Raw genomic sequence first — 14,485 nt, 5'->3', positions numbered from 1 at the left:
TTTCTAAAGCACTCGAAAAAGCCTCTAAGACTTTAGGTGAACAAGTCACTGTCGAGAATATTGATGACGTATTGTTGAAAGTTAAGGCTTCCAGTGAGGAAAGAGTTAGAAGGCTTGAAGCTGAAAAGCAGAAGCTGAATGAAAAGATCATCTCTCTAAAGCAAAGAGTCACTGATCTTGATTTTAACCTTTCCAAGTTATCGTCTGACGTCGAGTCCAAAACTTGTCCAACATGCGAGGCTGAACTCACCAAAGAACGCATTGCTCAGCTATTAGCCAAATATTCCGAAGAGAAGAAAGCCGCTGAAGCTCACATAATCAAATTTGGCGAGGCGCTTTCTAAACTGGAGGCAGATCTCAAAAACGAGAAGGACTATGGCAAACAGCTTCACGCCATTGATCCTGACCAGATTCGCAGTTTGGCTGCTGGGTTTGAAGAAGCCAAGGGTGATGTTGTTGCGCAGCAGGCTGAAATTGAACGACTCGCTAAATTGAGTGCTTCTTTGGCTGAAATTGATCGGGAAATCTCTAAGCTTGAAGAAGAGAAGACTCGCTGGGAGGGTGCCTTCCAAGAGTACAGTTTTGCTGAGAAGCGGCTTAGCAGGCTTCCAAGCGAAGATTCGATGGAAGCTGAAAGGCAGCCTCTGGTTAAGTCGCTGGAGGGAATCGAGGCTAGTTTGGCTTGCTTGGTGAAAGAGTTAGGTTACACGCCTGAAGATGCAAAGAAGGAACTGAAACAGTTGCGGCTGATCCGTCAGGAGTATGACCAAAATCTTGCGGTAGCAAAGAGGAAAGCAGAGTTTGAATCTTTGGTTAGGGAGACTTCGGTTAAGCTGGAAGATGCCAAAAAAGGTGTTTTAACGATTGAAGCCCAAATCAAGGGGCTTTGTTACGATGAAGCTGAGCATGCCCGTGTAAAAACTCATTGCCAAACCGCAGAAGCTAAGTTGCGTGAGTTGGAGAAAGAGCTTGTTAGGTTGGAGCAGGAAAAATCTGGTTTCCAGAAACAAATAGCGAAACTTGACGCTGAACTTGTGGCTTTGGAAAAAACTGCGAAAGAGAAGCAACAGGTAGAGCGTTACATATCTGTTCTTAGCAATATCCGGGATGCCTACGGCAAAGATGGCATCCAAAAGCTCATCCGCGCAAGAGCAAGGCCTGTTCTTGAGAGGGCGACGCGGGACCTGTTTGAACGCTTTAACCTGTCCTATTCGGATGTGAAAATCGACGATGACTACAACATCAGTGTTCTGGGACCCGCGGGTGAGCAAGACATCGACCAGATCAGCGGCGGCGAACGTGTAGCCCTTGCCATTGCATTGCGTTTAGCTATTGCACAGGTGCTCTCGGGCAAAGTTGAAACGGTAATTATGGATGAGCCGACTACACATCTTGATGAGGAACGCCGAAAAGAACTCGTCAACATCTTAAACTCTTTCTTCCGAGAAGGCGGCAGAATAATTCCCCAGATGCTCATAATCACGCATCACAATGAAATTCAAGAAGTAGCAGACATCATATATAACGTAACAAAGAGGAATGGGCACTCATCGGTAGACTCTAAGGAACCTTTAACAAAAATTGCTTAAGATTAAAATTTATAGTGGTATTAAATATAGGATTAGAACTGGTATTTATGGTTACAAAGAAACTAAAAAAGAAAGAAGTAGAATTAGGATTCATCCAAATACCTTCTAAAGATAGGCGGCATCTTTTTGCTGAGTCTACTCTCCCGTTAGAAACCAGAGTTAATGGTTACCCAGCCAAAGTTGATAAGAACGCTCGTTTATGGTGTCGAGAATATTTAAAAAGTAAATTTCCTGTTGACACTGAAGTAACCTTAACCCGAAATGAGACTGGTTTTCACGTTATGCCTAAAACTGCTACGCAAGAAACTGAAAAGAATATTAATGAACAAAATGTAGTTGCCCCACTTGGAGTTAAGAGCGAGCCTGTTTTGATATCTTCAGATGTTTCAGGATTAAATGAAACCTGGTACAAGGTCATTCAGGGTGACTGTCTAAAATATCTCAATAGCGAAGCAATCGGCGATGTCCATGTGACTTTTTTCGATCCTCCTTACCTGCAAGGCAAAGCTTACCGGTTCTTTGATGACAATCAATCCGATGGAAAATATTGGGATTGGGTAAAATCAATAGTCGAAGGCGTATATAACGTAACTGCAGATGGTGGAGCAATGTATTTCATGCACAGAGAGAAGAATGCTGAGCGAGTATTAAGGATACTTAGAAAGGCTGGTTGGACCTTTCAGAATTTGATAATTTGGAGGAAAATGACCTCTGCAGTACCGATAGAGAAAAGGTTTTCAAAGCAATATCAGATTATCGTCTACGCTATCAAAGGAGAAAAGCCACGAGTTTTCAACAAACTTCGCATAGATCCTCCGCCTCTTCCATGGCATAAATGGCAGCATGAAGAAGGCGTCTTCTTAACTGATGTTTGGGATGACATTAGAGAATTGACGTCAGGGTATTTTGCAGGCGAAGAAGCCCTAAGAGACAAGGATGGTAATCGAATGCATATTCAACAGACTCCAGTTGCGCTGTTACTGCGCATAATTCTTTCATCAACTCTTCCAGGCGATGTGGTGCTAGATCCTACTGCTGGGACAGGAACTGCCTTGGTGGTTGCTAAACAATTAGCTAGGAGTTCTGTCGGAATCGAAATTGACCCGTTAAATATCGAACTAATTAAGAAACGGTTGACAAACGTTAGAGAAGCTGATGATGTTTCAAGGTACTTTGAATATTACAAATTTACTTCAAATCTCAAGCAAATCTGGCCACTCGAGAAGCCCGACCTCAAGCAGCAAAAATTGTTATAACTGACTTGAAATGGGCTCATCTCTCTTCCAAGCTTTTACCAAAAATGTTAAAACTCTATAATGCTTGATTACATTTCAAAGTCTGTTGGATGTGACGAATTGGCAGAAACATTATGTTTTCTAAGTCAAAGTGCTGAACCTATCTGTAATTTCATATCTTCATCCAAAAAATTCTTGAAAATTGTCACTTTTCGATTTGATTCTGAGATTTTTGGCGATTTGCTTTTGGAAAGGGCAAGAAATAATGTTGCAATTGAGATAGTAACCACTCCTCCAGATAATGTTGCTAAAGACCGCCTTAGATCGACTGTAGAGGCTATGTACGAGAACCTGAAGAACAATCATGTTGCAATGCATTTATGTGCATGGGAAGCTGGCGAGCCAAGACTTACCACGACCAGTATGAGTGGAAACCAAAGCGCAGGAATAGGAGAAAAATGGTATTCTTTGCATCTGCAGATTTTAATTAACGAAAATGAAGCGCTGATCACATCAAGGCCGCTAACTAACGATGCCACCCTTGATGTTTTCTATCGAAGCTCCGAAAAAGGCTTCGCTAATGAAGTGTTAATCACGTTTGAAAAAATCAAGCGGTTATTTTTTGAGCCTAAAAAGGTTGGCGCTTTAACAGTACCTGGGGAAGCTATAACTTTCCTTGATCAGAAAACGCTTAAGGAAACTATTGCCCTCTTTGAAGCAACAGGAAGGCTGAACGCTAAACATTATGAAGTACAAAAGCTCCCGAAAGCGGCACTGTCTAAGGGGATTTTTATAAGTCCTTTTGATGGAAAAATGCGGGATCGGCTTTACGACTTCATAGATTCTGCGAATCATTATGCTTACTTCTTTTTGGAGACCTTTTTCGACGAGGAACTTGTTGGGAAGCTTCAGGAAAAAAGAGCTTCCAACCCCAACGTTTCAATTAAGATTATAACCTGTCCCCCTGAACGGATTCGGCAGAGTCCCCAAAAAGCTAGAGAATTAATTAGCCAAGTTCTCAGTTCAGGCATCCAAATCGGAAACCTCCCAGACATCCAAGCAAAGTTTTGGCTTAGCGATAAGTGGTTAGCGCTCTCTTCAGGGGATTTTAACAGAATGAATCTGGGTCATACGACAAGTAGTCGATACTGGAAGGCGGATACCCAGCTTTTACTTCTTGACGACAATCCACGATTGATAAGCGAAATGAGAAGGATATTTGAGGAAAGGTTTAATCCAATTGATCCCGGAAAAATTTGCGTTAAAGACGTAACTGTTATGCTCAAGAGGCTGGCAAGAAACAATAATTTGTCGGGAAGTGCGGATGCTTGCAGATATCTCTCTCGCTTCAAATCTGCGTTAATGCTTAGGACCGAACAGGACGTTAGATATGTCATAGATGTTGCTATCAAAATGGCTAAATTTGATGGCAAATCTAGGCTTGAAGGAACCTACATGCTGATGGCAATAATTCTCCACTATCTTCAACGTAGAGAACATAGGCTTGATGAAATTGTGGAGAAATTAGAGTTGGTAGAAAGTGAACCTGAAATTAGAAGAGTAGTAACGCGAATGGAACAAAGAGGTCAACTGTTAAAGAGTGGAGAGTTCTATAGGATTACCCCCAAAATTGGGGGCTCCCCCTCTACACTTAATTTGGAATAATTGGCTATTGCTGACTTTTATCGAAGAATGTATAGACATCACTTCTGTTGTGTTATAATTCATTGAAAACGAGTTACCATCGTACCGATATTTTTCAAAGCTGTGGGTAAAACAACAGCGAGCTTTTTTTAATTGTTGTTCTCTTGTTTTAGCTGTTGTGTGTTGGGCTACCGCTACAATCCTGCCCCTTCTTCAAATGCAAGTGTCTGAAAGAAGAAAAAACAACCTTTTCTGTGGGGACAGCCATTTTTTCTTCTTCCAAAGTGTGCATACCGTGAATTGGCAGAGGAGTTAGCGATGTCCGGGGCTTGCTATTCCCAGATATGGTATTCTTCTGTCCTTTGGAGTGTACTGCTCCCTCAAAAATCTAAGGGCCTCTGGACTCCACGAGACAACCTCATCACCGTCGTCTGATAGTTTAGGCAATAGTTGCGGGTACTCTCTGAGAAACCGTTTAGCCTCTTCCACAACACAGAGTTCGTCATCGTAATCGAAGGTTTCTGATTTACCATCTTCCGATACATGTTTGTCTCGGATTCTTGCAGCACAAACCAGCGCTTCACCCAACTTGACCCTTGCGTCACGGATAAGCTCAGGCGCAGGGTTAAACCAGCCTATTTGAGTTGCCAACTTATACGCCAGCTGCTCAGCTTCCTGCGGCGTGATGCCTGCGTCAACAGCGATTTCATCAACAGCAGGCATCCTAAGCAGCACAGACTTCAACCGCTCAACAGCAGCGATGATGCGGGCTGCATCAACATCAAAAAGGTACTCCTGCCCCGGCAGCAAATACCATGTGGTCCAGTTTTTGCGTCCTTCGATCCGCTTGGAAACGCTAACCGCTTTGTCTGCGCTTTCCAGTTCGTTGAGCGTTTTCTGCAGCTTCTTTTGTGACATAACTTTGGGGCATAAATGCTCAAGAAGGCTTTTTCTCTGTTTGGGGCCTTCTTTGAGCAAATCTAACACAGCTTTCTCGTAATGCGACACAGAAACGTCTCCGTACACTCGAGTTTCCAAGCTGGAACCTTTGCAGTCTATTGGCAGCCGACTTTACTCTTAAGTGTTGTGCAAACAAAGGTGAACAAAAATGCCTCAAAAAGAAAACCGCAAAATCGTCAGGATCGGCAAAACCAGCATGGGCATAATTCTGCCTAAAGCATGGCTGCGATACTTTGCCCTAAACGCAGGCGACCAAGTGGAAGTCGTCAGCAACGGCAGCGTCACCGTGAAACCGTTAACCAAAATCAGACAGACGGAGGAGTAGACGTGGACAAGCATGTCGAATTCTTAGTCAAGCTCCGCGACGCCTCACTGATGATCGCTGAAGCCGCAAACGAGTACATAGACGCTTTAGCTCCGCCAGAAGTAAAAGAAGCCCAAAAGGCAACTGTTGCGGTCCAAGAAGCAACATTCACCATTCTAAAGTTTGAATCGCAGCAGGGCGCCAAACTCGGCCAGTTCGAGGTCGCCTACAAACAAAACAACCTCCAAGACAAGTGGCAAAACGCTTACAACATCCTGCGCAACAGCAACGCAACCATCAAAGACCGCTATCACGGCGAAGGCTACCAGTACAGCTACTGGTTATACGCAGAAGATAAAATCTATCGTCAAAAACTTAAGCCCAAAACATAGGAGCATCCTTCACTGATGGTCGAAAACACAAATAGCAACCGTCAATCGGACAAAACTCAATGCCCCAGTTGCGGCGCATCGGTACAGCGCAACACCAATAAGTGCCCCAAATGCCACGCAGACATACAAGAAAAAACGGTTCTGATTCCCAAACCAACCATAGCCACAAGCGATTTTTTAGCTGAAGAAGTCTGGAACCGCCAAGACCCGCCCCAATACCTAATCTACCACTACAGCACAGGCAAAGTAGAGCAAGCCGCACAAATAGACCTAGGCGAAGTCGACGGCAAAGGCAGAAAAATCATCTACATGCCAGTAGACAACGATGCCCTAAGAAAAGGCCTAGTTCTGCTCCCATCAGGCGTAACCGAGACCACCTTCAAACAGGTCTTCTCCGAGATAGACAGGTACACCCAAAGAGCCTATGACTCTTGCGGCAGAGACGCCATGATACAGCTTCTAACCCGAATAACCGTGGGTTCATGGTTCCTCGACCGCTTCATCACCAACCCCCAATACGACGTGGCAGGCGCAGGCAAATTCGCGCCTATCATACCCATAAGAGGACCCAGCCAGTCGGGCAAAAACCGCTTAGCCTTCCTGCTAAGAACCCTCAGCTACAGACCCTACTTTGAAATGTCCACTCACAGGATCCCCAGCCTCTACCGACCGCTTGACCTCTGGCAAGGCACCTTAGTCTTGGATGAGGCAGACTTTGCCAATACCAACGAGAAGAGCGAGCTGGTGCATTTCCTCAACTGCCGCGCCACAGGAACCCCTCTGAGTAGACAGAACCCAAAGAATCCGCGGATAACAGACACCTTCACCAACTTTGGCTTAACTATTTTGACGCAGCGCAAACCCTTTGACGACAACGCCACAGAAAGCCGAGCCCTGCCTTTCTACAGTGAAGCCAGCGACAAACGCCTGCCCGTCATAGAGACTGACGAAATGCTAAAAGAAGGCCTATCATTTCAAAACAAGCTGCTTTATCTGCGCATGAAGTACCATCAAGAAATAGCCATCAAAAAAGACTCCTGGATCGATGAGCTAATCGACCACCGCTTAATTGCAAGTTTGCTTCCGCTCTTGGCGCTTTCACGCTATGAACCCTCGCTGAGAGAAACCATCTCGGAGACGGCTAAGGCAGTGCAGAAGCTAAAGATTGAAGAGAAAACAAACAGCATGGACGGCTTGCTGGTCAACTATTTCTGGGAAAAAATCAGCGAAGGCCTCTTTAAGTGTTGGCAGTCAAACACCTACTATTTCCTAGACCAAGCAGAAGTGGAAGAGCAAGGCGAGCGTGAACGGTTGGAATGCAACCCGCTGACGACGTCGGATTTGGCTTTGCATTTTAAATGGAGCAGCCAATCAATCCGCAAAGCCATCAAAAGCCTAAACATCGCAAGCGCCGGGCTGCCTCCATTCATCAAAGACGGCGGCAAATCATACAGAGTCATCTTCTTTGAACCTGATCGATTAGAGAAGCGACTGAAAGAGTTCATAGTAGACTATGCTCCAAGAAGCGTTTTTCAAAGTCGAAGCCTTCTGGGTGAGAGGTTGGTCACGGAGGTCACGGGAGTCACGGTTTTTACGTGCGATGAAGAAAACAGCACAGCTACGGCTCCTCTAAGAGAAGAAGAAAAAATAGCAATTTTTGGCGGCAGAAGCGTTTTTTCTTCTTTCAATCCAACTTTGGGGCAGAAAGAAAAAGAAGAAGACAACAGTAGCGGCAGGAGCTTGTCTTCTTCTTCCCAATTAACCTCTGAAAGTAATTGCACTGTGCAGGAAAACCGTGACCTGCGTGACTCCCGTGACCCAGCAGCCCAGCCAAAGCCCCTTTTCGTGTACTGGCAGGATACTTCAGGCGATTGCTCTTCATGCACTAAGAAGGCTGGGTACAAAGTGGTGACGCCTCAGGGTGATTTTCTAAGCAAATGCACGCCTTGTTTTGATGCTCTCAAGCGCACGTTTGCGGGGGCAGAATGGAGGGAACACCACGACTAACCAAAACTTAGGCGCACTGCAGGTTCAGGGCTTTTGGCGTTCATGGTTTGAGGTGCCCAATTATGGGCGAGAAGTCTTCAATGGTGACCGTTCATTCCTAACCTCTTCCGTAGCTTTCGAAGAATACATCGCTTGGTGCATGAGGAATCGTGCTCCGGCTTGGATGAGTGTTCAACCCTTCAATGGACGTAATATGGTTTCTTGTGTTGAGAAGCTGTTCTTTGATTTTGACAGCAAAGACCTAAGCCTCGCTTGGAAAGAAGCAAACACGCTTGCTACGGTGCTACAAGAGAGTTACGGCGTTAAACCGCTTGTATGCTTCAGCGGCTCGAAAGGCTACCACGTCTACGTTTGGCTCCAAAAAACAGAACACTTTGATTCAGCCCAAACCACAAAAGTGTTCTACAAGACAGCCCAGGAACTGCTACTGAAAGGGCTCTCATTCCAAACCTTGGATAGCCAGGTTCTAGGTGACATAAAGCGGCTAGCAAGAGTACCTTACACGCTTCACGAAAAAAGCCTCAAACCCTGCACACCCGTGAACATGGAACGGAAAAGCCTCAGCCTAAACAGCATAACTCTATTCAAAGAGCAGGGCTTAGCAGAAGATTTTTGCGGACTCTGTCAAAGCAATATTCAACAGCAAACCCGAAGGCACGCATACCGTTACAACTCGACGAGGCATGGACAAATAAGACCTTGCATTGACGCGGCACTGTGTGCTGATTTATCGGGTGCCGCTGGGCACTCAATGCGGATCGCCATAGCCACCGAATTCTTAAACAGAGGTTTTTCTGCAGAGCAAACCGCCGAACTCTTCAGAAATCAGACCGATTATAGCTTTGAAAAAAGCCTCTACTACATCAGAGACATTTCGACTAGAACTTATCGACCCTATAAATGCGCAACTATCCGCAAACTTGGCTTTTGCCTAAAGAACTGCTCAAGGAGAAACGGCAAAGTTGACTAAGAAAAAAGTGGTTCCCGCCCGTCTTGTGGAATTGATTCGTCGGATTGCCCGAGAAGAAGCATGGCAAATCATGGATGAACATCTCGACGATTACGAGCACAAGGAAAAGCCATCGGAGGATGCTTAACAATGAGAAGAATAGGTAGGCAGCGTGGAACCATAACAGTTGCCAGCATCAACTTGAACAAAAACAGAACTATTCAGATAAGCCCTTTCAGGTACGCACAGCGCCACCATTCAACCGCCACAGCTTCACCTGACTTACCATCAGGCAACAGAACAGGTATAAAACGTAAAAGAGGTTACATCCACTAATGGCTGAAGCTGAGGCTCCAAGCAACGCCGAATCTTCTCACTTGCGCTTCAAGTGCAAAGTTAACAGAGAAGGTGAGCCTCAGCATGGCCGCGAGAGTTCAAGCAACCAAGCCGATCATGCCGTTACGTGTCCAGAGTGTGGATCAAGTAGTCTCTACCGTGACGGTCAACGATATTATCCTGATGGTTCAGTATTTCAGCGCTGGCTCTGCAGGAACTGCAACTACAGATTCACCGAAAAACCACCAAAAGAAAATTCAAAGTGGTCAATAAATACCGAGACAGCCATAGTTTCTATAAGCCAAATATGCGCAACCATCGAGGAAGCGAAAAATTTGGAAACTGCAGCGGAAACAAAAACCGTTGCGGGAATGGGACAAATTACTGATGCAGACGTCAAAGGCAAACTGCTCCAGTTCGCGCTCTACTGCCAAAAAGACGGCTTATCCGACTCAACAGTAAAAACCTTCAACACCGCCCTCCGCAGCATAGCAAGACACGCCAACATAAACGACCCTGAAAACGTAAAAGAAGCCCTCGCAAAAATGAACCTAGTTGAAAACACAAAATTCGTCTACTCTTGCGCCTACACCAAATTCCTAACTTTCCTTGGTAAAACTTGGACACCGCCAAAATACGACTACATCGAGAAACTGCCAGAATTCCTACCAACCGAAGCCGAAATCGACGCACTCATAACAGGCTCAGCAAAAAGACTCAGCGCTCTGCTCCAGCTGATGAAAGAAACAGGAATGCGACTGGGCGAATGCCTTAGCTTAACTTGGGCATGCATAAACTTTGACATGCGCACAATTACGCTACGCAAAGCAGAGAAACACAGTTCACCACGAGTCTTCGCCGTATCAACAGTGCTGATAAGCATGCTAAGCAACCTGAGAAGAGAAAACGACAAGGTCTTCGGTAGAATGAACAAAAGCAGCGCAACATGGTGCCTGATAAACCAGAGAAGACGCATCGCACATAGACTAAGCAACCCACGCATCGCAAAGATACACTTCCATCTCATACGCCACTGGTACGCAACCATGCAGTACCATAAAAAACCCGACATCTTCTATATCTCAAAACTGCTGGGGCACAAAAGCGTCCTTACCACGCAGATCTACGTTAACTTGGAGAAGATGGCATTCGGCGAAAGCTCCAACGACTACATAGTCAAAGTGGCATCGACCGTTGAAGAAGCATGTAAACTCTTAGAAGTCGGCTTCGAATACGTTACAGAAATGGAAGGCCAGAAGCTTTTCAGAAAACGCAAATGAAAACAGCTCCAAACTAGATATATATGCTGACAGTAAAACCTTAATCTATATATGGGTGTTGTTGAGAATTGCATTGATTAGAAGTATTACTGTGGTGAGTGTATGAGCAGACCCGTAGATGTCGGAGAATTACGCGTTGGCGGCTACATGATGATTGACGGCGAACCCTGCCGCATCGTGGACATAGCAAAATCGAAGCCTGGCAAACACGGTTCAGCCAAAGCCAGAATCGTCGCCATCGGGATATTCGACAACCAAAAAAGACAATTCGTTAAACCCGTAGATGCAGGCGCAGAAATCCCAATCATCGACAAACGACCTGGCCAAGTATTCGCGGTTAACCCAACAGGCGTCCAAATTATGGACCTTGAAACCTACGAGTACATTGACGCGCCGTTTCCAGATGAGGAAGACCTTAAAGCCAAATTGGTTGCCGGCACCGAGATCGAGTACTGGAAGATTCTTGGTAAAGTCAAGATTGTTAGAACAAAGTAGTTAAAGCAACCTTTTGCTTCATCATTTTCTTTTTGGTTTCTTCTATTTCTCCAATTGAAGTTCTGGTTACGGTGGCTGTTAAGGTTTATTTTCTAGCATGTCGCCTCTTTTGCTGAAGCCAATGATGCATGAAGAGCCGTCTGAATTGTGAAGAATGCTAAATATGGGGAAAAATATACTGAGGCTTCACCTAAAAAGGCGCTTTTCAACCCAAATAGCCCCTTTTGTGTTGTGTAATCTTTATCTAAAACGACAAGTAAACTCTAAGGACTAAGAGACGACTCCGATGGCACTTGACAAACTAAGTTCCTCATTAACTGACGCCATAAAAAAGCTCTTCAAAGCGGGCGTCGTAGACGAAGCGGCAGTGAAGGAACTGGTCCGCGACATACAGCGGGCGCTTCTACAATCCGACGTCAACGTTCAGCTTGTTTTGCAGATCAGCAAAAGCATCGAGGAACGCGCCCTAAAAGAAAAAGTGCCCCCCGGCGTATCCAGACGCGAACACGTCATAAAAGTCGTCTACGAAGAACTAACCCGATTCATCGGCGACAAACCTGTCCCACTCAAAGTTGAGCCAGGCAAAAAGAAAACCATCATGCTTGTCGGCATTCAAGGTTCAGGTAAAACCACTCACGCCGCCAAACTTTCTCGTTACTTCCAGAAACGCGGCTTAAAAGTTGGTTTAATCGCGGCTGACACTTACCGTCCAGGCGCGTATGCCCAACTTCAGCAGCTAGCTAACAGGATTAATGTTCCGATTTATGGGGAAGCAAACGCTAAAGACCCTGTTAAAGTTGCCAAAGAGGGCTTCAAACACTTCGCTGACCGTGACCTAATCATCATTGATACCGCTGGGCGTCATAAGGAAGAAAAAGACCTCATCAAAGAAATGAAAGACCTCGAAAAAAACATCCACCCCGACGAAGTCATCATGGTCATAGACGGCACCATCGGCCAGCAGGCGCTTGCACAGGCGAAGACTTTCCATGAAGCCACCCCCATCGGCGCAATCATCGTCACAAAACTCGACGGTTCTTCACGTGGAGGCGGCGCGCTCTCCGCAGTTGCAGCCACAGGTGCACCCATCAAGTTTATCGGTACAGGCGAAAAAATCGAGGACCTTGAAGCTTTTGTGCCTTCGCGGTTTGTGGGTCGCTTGCTGGGTATGGGTGACTTAGAGACTCTTTTGGAGAAGGTTCATGACGCCGAAGTCAAGGTGCCCCCTAAGAAAGCCAAAGAAATCCTCAGCGGCAACTTTACCTTAACTGACATGTACGAGCAGTTTGCGGCTGTCAAAAACATGGGGCCCTTTAGCAAAGTCATGAAGATGATACCCGGAATGTCCTCTTCAAACATTCCTGACGACATGCTAAACACTGCCGAAGGACGCCTCGACACATGGCAAGTAATCATCCAATCTATGACGCCTGCTGAAAAAGAAAACCCCAAAATCCTCAACTCTTCACGTGCCCGACGAATCGCCCGCGGTTCAGGAACCACAGAGAAAGACGTCAAAGAACTCGTCAAACAGTACTTTAACATGAAAAAGATGCTCAAGATGTTTAAGCGTAAAAAGAAGCTGCCGTTTGGGTTAGGCGGCGGTAAAGGTATGCCCCCGATGGGTTTCCAGTAGGTTAACGTGGATGGATGTTTTAGAGAAAGCTTACGAGTTACTCAGTAAATACCCGCTTTGCGACCACTGCTTGGGCAGACAATTCGCCCTTTTAGGCTACAGCATGGAAAACAACGTGCGTGGAGCGGCGCTCAAGGTTAGTTTAACCATGCAAGCCAACGAGTTAGCCACCCAAGAAAAAGACGCGGAGGGCATAAAGCGGCTCAAAGTTTTGGCGAGCAACGGTTTCTGCGTCACCGCCCAAGAGACGCTCAAGCACCTAAAAAAGCGGGTGCCTAAACAGGAAGCCGACGCCAAATGCTATCTCTGTGAAGGCAAGTTTGAACATGTTGATAGTTTAGTCGAGAAAGCCCAAAAAGCGCTGGAAGGCTACCAATTCGCCACTTTCCTTGTAGGCATCGAGTTGCCCATCCAAGTTGAAGAGCGGGAAGACGAATTCAAAGGCGCCTTTAACATAACACACGGTGAAAGTATGCGCCACGAATTCGGCAGAGTCCTCGGCAAAGCCCTCGCTAAAGCTACAGGTAAAGAAGCCGAATACCTCACTCCAGAAGTTGTTCCCGTAATCGCGCCCTTCGAGGAAAAAATCCGAGTCCAAGTTAACCCCCTCTTTGTAGGTGGCAGATACCGCAAGCTAGTGCGAGACATTCCACAGTCAGAGTGGTTCTGTAGCTGTCGGGGAAAAGGCTGCGAGAAATGCGGCGGCACAGGTAAACTTTATCCTGAGTCGGTTGAAGCCTACACTTCTAAGCCGATTCTTGAAGCCTCAGGCGGCAAAGAATCTTTTTTCCATGCTTCTGGCAGAGAAGACATAGATGCTCGCATGTTGGGTTCTGGGAGACCGTTCATCGTCGAGGTTTCGAAACCTAAAAAACGCGTCTTTGACCTAAAAGAGATCGAAGCCAAAATCAACGCCAACGGCGTCGGTAAAGTGGAAGTGTCGGAGCTACATTTTGCCTCCAAAGATGATGTACGTCACCTCAAGAAAGGGGAAAGTGCACAGAAAGAGTACCGGTTACTGGCTGAGTTCGAAAAAGACCTAACCGACGAAGACCTCAAATTACTGGAGGAAAAACTAACAGGCGCATTGATTAAGCAGCAGACGCCACTGCGGGTTGTGCATCGACGCGCCGATATTGTGCGGGAAAGGTACATATATAAGCTTGAAGTTAAGAAGGTGACGCTTAAGAAAGCTCTCCTCTATATCAAATGTCAAGGGGGGCTTTACGTTAAAGAATTGGTGTCTGGAGATGAAGGACGTACAGTACCCAACGTGTCGGCTTTGCTTAATAACCCAGCGAAGACGCTTAAGCTTGACGTTCTCAACGTAATAATGGAATAGGTGAAAACAAAGATGAAAGGTTCAAAAGGCTATTACTCGGGCACACGCAGTCTTCTGCGCAAACCAGTCCGTGCCAGAGGTAAACCCAAAATCAGCAAGTTGCTCCACGAGTACGCTGCAGGCGACGAAGTCATCATAAAGATGGATTCTAGCACACAGAAGAGTATGCCTCACAAACGTTTCCACGGCAAAATCGGCCACATCGTAGAGAAACGTGGCAGAGGATACGTTATCAGTGTACCTCAGGGTGAAGCTAGAAAAACCATAATCGTCCGCTCAGAGCACATGGAACCATACACTGGTCAGTGAGTTGAGT

15 protein-coding genes are annotated in these 14,485 nt (G+C 46.0%); 14 read left to right on the top strand and 1 reads right to left on the bottom strand.

Annotation, left to right across the window (positions count from 1 at the left end):
• From NWE96_07290 to NWE96_07280, 3 genes are all read left to right on the top strand, one after another.
• Nucleotides 1-1,589, top strand: a 1,589-nt coding sequence (locus NWE96_07290; protein ID MCW3983785.1) for a hypothetical protein, incomplete at its 5' end; no start/stop codon positions are given.
• 47 nt (nucleotides 1,590-1,636) lie between these two features.
• Complete coding sequence (locus NWE96_07285) at nucleotides 1,637-2,845, top strand: site-specific DNA-methyltransferase (GenBank protein MCW3983784.1); 1,209 nt, start codon at nucleotides 1,637-1,639, stop codon at nucleotides 2,843-2,845.
• Between the two features lie 99 nt (nucleotides 2,846-2,944).
• Nucleotides 2,945-4,489 carry a hypothetical protein gene (locus NWE96_07280; protein MCW3983783.1) on the top strand — a complete coding sequence of 515 codons (1,545 nt, stop codon included), beginning with the start codon at nucleotides 2,945-2,947 and terminating at the stop codon, nucleotides 4,487-4,489.
• A gap of 291 nt (nucleotides 4,490-4,780) precedes the next feature.
• On the opposite strand, the gene NWE96_07275 is transcribed toward NWE96_07280, so the two are convergent.
• Nucleotides 4,781-5,506 (bottom strand): hypothetical protein, encoded by a 726-nt coding sequence (locus NWE96_07275; GenBank protein MCW3983782.1) that lies wholly within the window; start codon nucleotides 5,504-5,506, stop codon nucleotides 4,781-4,783.
• Nucleotides 5,507-5,576: 70 nt separating this feature from the next.
• Here NWE96_07275 and NWE96_07270 point away from each other — a divergent pair, with 70 nt between their 5' ends.
• From NWE96_07270 to NWE96_07220, 11 genes are all read left to right on the top strand, one after another.
• Complete coding sequence (locus NWE96_07270) at nucleotides 5,577-5,753, top strand: AbrB/MazE/SpoVT family DNA-binding domain-containing protein (GenBank protein MCW3983781.1); 177 nt, start codon at nucleotides 5,577-5,579, stop codon at nucleotides 5,751-5,753.
• 2 nt (nucleotides 5,754-5,755) lie between these two features.
• Nucleotides 5,756-6,124: a hypothetical protein gene (locus tag NWE96_07265; protein MCW3983780.1), complete on the top strand. Its 369-nt coding sequence runs from the start codon at nucleotides 5,756-5,758 to the stop codon at nucleotides 6,122-6,124.
• Nucleotides 6,125-6,139: 15 nt separating this feature from the next.
• A complete protein-coding gene (locus NWE96_07260) occupies nucleotides 6,140-8,131 on the top strand; it encodes a zinc ribbon domain-containing protein (GenBank protein MCW3983779.1) in 1,992 nt (663 codons plus the stop codon).
• The gene (locus NWE96_07255; protein MCW3983778.1) at nucleotides 8,097-9,101 is read left to right on the top strand and encodes a hypothetical protein; all 1,005 of its coding nucleotides are present in this window, start codon (nucleotides 8,097-8,099) and stop codon (nucleotides 9,099-9,101) included. The genes NWE96_07260 and NWE96_07255 overlap by 35 nt, the downstream gene beginning before the upstream one ends.
• On the top strand, nucleotides 9,094-9,228 hold the full coding sequence (locus NWE96_07250) for a hypothetical protein (protein ID MCW3983777.1): 135 nt from the start codon (nucleotides 9,094-9,096) through the stop codon (nucleotides 9,226-9,228). The genes NWE96_07255 and NWE96_07250 overlap by 8 nt, the downstream gene beginning before the upstream one ends.
• Before the next feature lie 2 nt (nucleotides 9,229-9,230).
• Nucleotides 9,231-9,416, top strand: coding sequence for a hypothetical protein (locus NWE96_07245; GenBank protein ID MCW3983776.1), 186 nt, complete (start codon nucleotides 9,231-9,233; stop codon nucleotides 9,414-9,416).
• Complete coding sequence (locus tag NWE96_07240) at nucleotides 9,416-10,696, top strand: tyrosine-type recombinase/integrase (protein MCW3983775.1); 1,281 nt, start codon at nucleotides 9,416-9,418, stop codon at nucleotides 10,694-10,696. Before NWE96_07245 ends, NWE96_07240 begins: the two co-directional genes overlap by 1 nt.
• A gap of 102 nt (nucleotides 10,697-10,798) precedes the next feature.
• Nucleotides 10,799-11,191 carry a translation initiation factor IF-5A gene (locus tag NWE96_07235; protein ID MCW3983774.1) on the top strand — a complete coding sequence of 131 codons (393 nt, stop codon included), beginning with the start codon at nucleotides 10,799-10,801 and terminating at the stop codon, nucleotides 11,189-11,191.
• Between the two features lie 286 nt (nucleotides 11,192-11,477).
• Complete coding sequence (locus NWE96_07230; protein MCW3983773.1) at nucleotides 11,478-12,827, top strand: signal recognition particle protein Srp54; 1,350 nt, start codon at nucleotides 11,478-11,480, stop codon at nucleotides 12,825-12,827.
• Between the two features lie 10 nt (nucleotides 12,828-12,837).
• Nucleotides 12,838-14,169 (top strand): tRNA pseudouridine(54/55) synthase Pus10, encoded by a 1,332-nt coding sequence (locus tag NWE96_07225; GenBank protein ID MCW3983772.1) that lies wholly within the window; start codon nucleotides 12,838-12,840, stop codon nucleotides 14,167-14,169.
• Nucleotides 14,170-14,181: 12 nt separating this feature from the next.
• Nucleotides 14,182-14,478 (top strand): 50S ribosomal protein L21e, encoded by a 297-nt coding sequence (locus tag NWE96_07220; protein MCW3983771.1) that lies wholly within the window; start codon nucleotides 14,182-14,184, stop codon nucleotides 14,476-14,478.
• Nucleotides 14,479-14,485: the final 7 nt, after the last annotated feature.

It is taken from the genome of Candidatus Bathyarchaeota archaeon, assembly GCA_026014685.1.
Taxonomy (GTDB): Archaea; Thermoproteota; Bathyarchaeia; order Bathyarchaeales; family Bathycorpusculaceae; genus Bathycorpusculum.
This window is presented reverse-complemented; position numbering and strand designations above follow the sequence as displayed.

Excerpts from the sequence above, each read along its gene's own strand:
- NWE96_07285 (MCW3983784.1), top strand. The coding sequence starts at position 1,637 with ATGGTTACAAAGAAACTAAAAAAGAAAGAAGTAGAATTAGGATTCATC.
- NWE96_07270 (MCW3983781.1), top strand. The coding sequence starts at position 5,577 with ATGCCTCAAAAAGAAAACCGCAAAATCGTCAGGATCGGCAAAACCAGC.
- NWE96_07260 (MCW3983779.1), top strand. The coding sequence starts at position 6,140 with ATGGTCGAAAACACAAATAGCAACCGTCAATCGGACAAAACTCAATGC.
- NWE96_07245 (MCW3983776.1), top strand. The coding sequence starts at position 9,231 with ATGAGAAGAATAGGTAGGCAGCGTGGAACCATAACAGTTGCCAGCATC.
- NWE96_07240 (MCW3983775.1), top strand. The coding sequence starts at position 9,416 with ATGGCTGAAGCTGAGGCTCCAAGCAACGCCGAATCTTCTCACTTGCGC.
- NWE96_07235 (MCW3983774.1), top strand. The coding sequence starts at position 10,799 with ATGAGCAGACCCGTAGATGTCGGAGAATTACGCGTTGGCGGCTACATG.
- NWE96_07230 (MCW3983773.1), top strand. The coding sequence starts at position 11,478 with ATGGCACTTGACAAACTAAGTTCCTCATTAACTGACGCCATAAAAAAG.
- NWE96_07225 (MCW3983772.1), top strand. The coding sequence starts at position 12,838 with ATGGATGTTTTAGAGAAAGCTTACGAGTTACTCAGTAAATACCCGCTT.
- NWE96_07220 (MCW3983771.1), top strand. The coding sequence starts at position 14,182 with ATGAAAGGTTCAAAAGGCTATTACTCGGGCACACGCAGTCTTCTGCGC.